This is a genomic window from Lacisediminimonas sp. (assembly GCF_030645335.1).
Lineage (GTDB): Bacteria > Pseudomonadota > Gammaproteobacteria > Burkholderiales > Burkholderiaceae_D > Lacisediminimonas.
In genome coordinates, this window is record NZ_JAUSNH010000216.1 from 1 (window position 1) to 3495 (window position 3495).

The window sequence follows — 3495 nt, forward strand, 5'->3', positions numbered from 1 at the left end:
GAGCTCGAATCGAGTTGCCTTTCGCGGTGCGGTTAGCCAAATGGGTTTTAGCGCCTTTTTCTTTGGTGACTTTCTTTTTGGCGCCGCCAAAAAGAAAGTTACGCGCCCGCGGGGGCGCCACCCCCGCTTGACCACAAAAAACATAAACCACGATTAAACATCCCGAAGCAATCAGCCCAAAAACATCAAATAAGGCCACCCTCCCCCGGGACGCTACAATACCCCCGCCCCGACCACACCAGCCCGATTCCCGTGACCGACAAACTCCTCTACGCCCTGATCCGCCCACTGCTGTTCGCCCTCGACCCCGAGGACGCCCACAACCTGACCCTGCCGGCACTGCAACGTGCAGCAAAACTCGGCATCACCCGCCTGCTGCCAAAACCCGCAGCAGACCCCCGCCAGGTCATGGGCCTGACCTTCCCCAACCCGGTCGGCCTGGCCGCCGGTCTCGACAAGGACGGCGCCTACATCGACGGACTGGCCACGTTGGGATTCGGATTCATCGAAGTCGGCACCGTCACGCCACGCCCCCAGCCCGGCAACCCGCGCCCGCGCATGTTCCGGCTGCCGGCAGCCAGCGCACTGATCAACCGGATGGGATTCAACAACGGCGGCGTCGACGCCTTCGTGGCCAATGTCCAGACCTCGCGCTTCTTCCAGGAAAAGCAGGGCGTACTCGGGCTCAATATCGGCAAGAATGCCGACACGCCGATGGAACGCGCAGTCGACGACTACCTGGCCTGCCTGGACAAGGTGTATCCCTTCGCCAGCTATGTGACGGTCAACATATCCTCGCCCAACACCAAGAACCTGCGCGAACTGCAAGCAGCATCTGCGCTCGATGCATTGCTTGCGCAATTGCGCGATGCGCAACTGCGGCTGGCCGATCGCCACCGGCGCTACGTACCGATTGCACTCAAGATCGCACCCGACATCGACGCCGAACAGATCCGCAGCATTGCGCAAGCGGTACTGCGCCACAAGATGGATGCCGTGATCGCCACCAACACCACACTCGGCCGCGACGCCGTGGTCGGCATGGCGCATTGCGATGAAGCCGGCGGATTATCGGGCAAGCCGGTTTTCGCGATGTCCAACGCCGTTATCCGCGCACTCAGATCCGAGATGGGCGATGCGGTTCCGATCATCGGTGTAGGCGGTATTTTTTCCGGCGACGACGCGCGCAGCAAGATGGCGGCCGGCGCAGCGCTGGTCCAGCTTTATACCGGGCTCATTTATCGCGGCCCGGCGCTGGTGCGCGAATGCGCTGCCAGCCTGCGCGGCGCAACGCCAGGCGGCGCCTAAGGGCGCAGGAACGGCAGCAGCGGCACCAAGGGGTAGAGCAAGACTGCCCAGGTCAGGACCGCCAGCATCAGGGACAGGCCGACCGCCGCGCTGCCAAAGTCCTTGGCATTTTTCGACAAGGGATGCGCGTCGAGCGAAATCCGGTCGATCGCAGCTTCAACCGCGGAATTGATCAGCTCGACGATCAGCACCAGCACCAGTACCCCAATCAGCATCAGCTTCTCGACGGCGCCCAGCGGCAGCAGCAAGGCTGCGATCACGCCCGCCACGACCAGCGCCAGTTCCTGGCGGAATGCATGCTCGGTGCGGTAAGCCATTGCCAATCCCGAAACCGTATAACGGGCCGCGCTGAAAATCCGCTTCAGGCCGCGCTTGCTTTTGAACTGGCTGACAGCCGGGGTATTTTCGGACATGGAATCGGCAGGGGCGGTAAGTGATTGAACAGCAAGGCAAGGATTATCCGGCGAACACCCGTCCGATGCAATTTGGAGATTGGCGCCAAATAACATGTTCAGTATTGGATGTGGTTTCACGATGTGGTATAAAGAATCAATTATTGCATCGCACAACGCTCCCATGAAAGCCGAAGCCCTACCGGAAAGTGATCGAACTGCCATCCAGGTTATCGAGCGCATGACTTCGCTGCTTGATGTACTGGCGCGCCATCCCGACCCGGTCAGCCTGAAGGAACTGGCAGGCCAGACGGGCCTGCACCCTTCCACCGCCCATCGCATCCTCAATGACCTGGTCTTGAAGCGCCTGGTCGAGCGCGCGGAACCGGGCGCGTACCGGCTTGGCATGCGTTTGCTGGAGCTCGGCAATATCGTCAAGAGTCGCCTCGACGTGCGCGAGGCAGCGCTCGAATTCATGCGCGCGCTGCACCGCAAGACCAACCAGACCGTCAATCTCTCGGTGCGCCAGGGCGACGAAATCGTCTACATCGACCGCTCCTTCTCGGAACGGTCCGGCATGCAGGTGGTACGCGCCATCGGCGGCCGGGCGCCGCTGCACCTGACCTCGACCGGCAAGCTGTTCCTGTCGATTGACGATCCCAAGCAGGTCCGCGCCTATGCCACCCGAACCGGCCTGGCGGGTCACAACAAGAACTCGATCACCGATCTGTCGCGCCTGGAGCGCGAGCTGAGCCTGGTGCGCGCGCGCGGCTATGCGCGCGACAATGAAGAGCTCGAACTGGGTGTGCGCTGCATTGCAGCCGGCATCCGGGACGACTCCGGCGGCCTGATCGCCGGACTGTCCATTTCGGCGCCGGCCGACCGGCTGCAGGACGACTGGGTCGAGGACCTGCTCAAGACAGTCCAGCAAATTTCTTCCGTTCTCGGCTACGCGCCACTGCCCCGCGCCTGAACCAGGCCCGGCCGGACCGACCGCCTGCTGCTTGCCAGGCCGAACACTCTCCCACCGCAAAGCCCTGATGGCGCTCGCCATCATGGGCGACCGCTTCGCTTTTGTTGCTAAAACACAATTTTGTATACAACTATCCAAAGGGATAATCAGAGGGAACTGGCCTGCCAGACCCATGGATTACGTCCATAATAAGTGCAGTTCCTCTATGAAACTGCCCCGTCTGCGGGCATCTTCGCACCGGTTTGATCCGATCCGCGATTGTTGCAGAATCATGTTGACAGACAGGGCAGATTGTATGGAGTATACAGTTTGCACCTGCAGGAATGCATGTGACGCCAGCCGGACCCATTTTCATGTAAAACGAATTTACCCCCTCGAAAGGAGTCGCATGTCGTTCCGAACCCACTCCAGGCGTGCATTCATGCAAGCCGCACTGACAGCACTGGTATTGACTGCCTCCGGCAGCGCCGCCGCCCAGGCGGGCAAAGCCCCGACCAAGGTCCGTTACGAAGAAGTCGTGCGCTCCATCCTGTATGTGCCGGCCTATGTCGCCCTGAGCCAGGGATATTTCAAGGAAGCCGGGCTCGACGTGCAGATGAAGACATCGCAGGGCACCGACAAGGGCATGGCCGCCCTGCTGTCAGGCAGCGCCGACATCGTGCTGATCGGACCGGAAGCCACGGTCTACGTGCAGAACAGCGAATCGCCGGTCAAGCCGCGCATCTTCTCCGGCCTGACAGCGACCGACGGCTTCATGCTGGTCTCCCGCAACAAGGAGCCGCTGGACTGGAACAAGCTCAAGGGCAAGACCATCATGGGTTT

Annotated in this window: 5 protein-coding genes; 3 read left to right on the forward strand and 2 right to left on the reverse strand. The window is 61.2% G+C overall.

The genetic code is table 11. The annotated features are described in order from the left end of the window. Positions 1 to 199: hypothetical protein (locus tag Q7T64_RS14905; RefSeq protein WP_304797308.1), on the reverse strand; the 199-nt coding region annotated here is incomplete at its 3' end. 53 nt (positions 200 to 252) lie between these two features. On the opposite strand from Q7T64_RS14905, the gene Q7T64_RS14910 reads away from it, so the two are divergent. Beyond that, positions 253 to 1308: a quinone-dependent dihydroorotate dehydrogenase gene (locus Q7T64_RS14910; protein WP_304797310.1), complete on the forward strand. Its 1056-nt coding sequence runs from the start codon at positions 253 to 255 to the stop codon at positions 1306 to 1308. On the opposite strand, the gene Q7T64_RS14915 is transcribed toward Q7T64_RS14910, so the two are convergent. Beyond that, entirely contained in the window at positions 1305 to 1721 is a 417-nt protein-coding gene (locus tag Q7T64_RS14915; RefSeq protein WP_304797311.1) for a diacylglycerol kinase, read from the reverse strand. The two genes, Q7T64_RS14910 and Q7T64_RS14915, sit on opposite strands and share 4 nt — an antisense overlap. Before the next feature lie 163 nt (positions 1722 to 1884). Between Q7T64_RS14915 and Q7T64_RS14920 the strand changes: the two genes are divergently transcribed. Both Q7T64_RS14920 and Q7T64_RS14925 read left to right on the forward strand, forming a co-directional pair. Then, positions 1885 to 2673 (forward strand): IclR family transcriptional regulator, encoded by a 789-nt coding sequence (locus Q7T64_RS14920; RefSeq protein ID WP_304797313.1) that lies wholly within the window; start codon positions 1885 to 1887, stop codon positions 2671 to 2673. A gap of 388 nt (positions 2674 to 3061) precedes the next feature. After that, positions 3062 to 3495, forward strand: a 434-nt coding sequence (locus Q7T64_RS14925) for an ABC transporter substrate-binding protein (RefSeq protein ID WP_304797315.1), incomplete at its 3' end; no start/stop codon positions are given.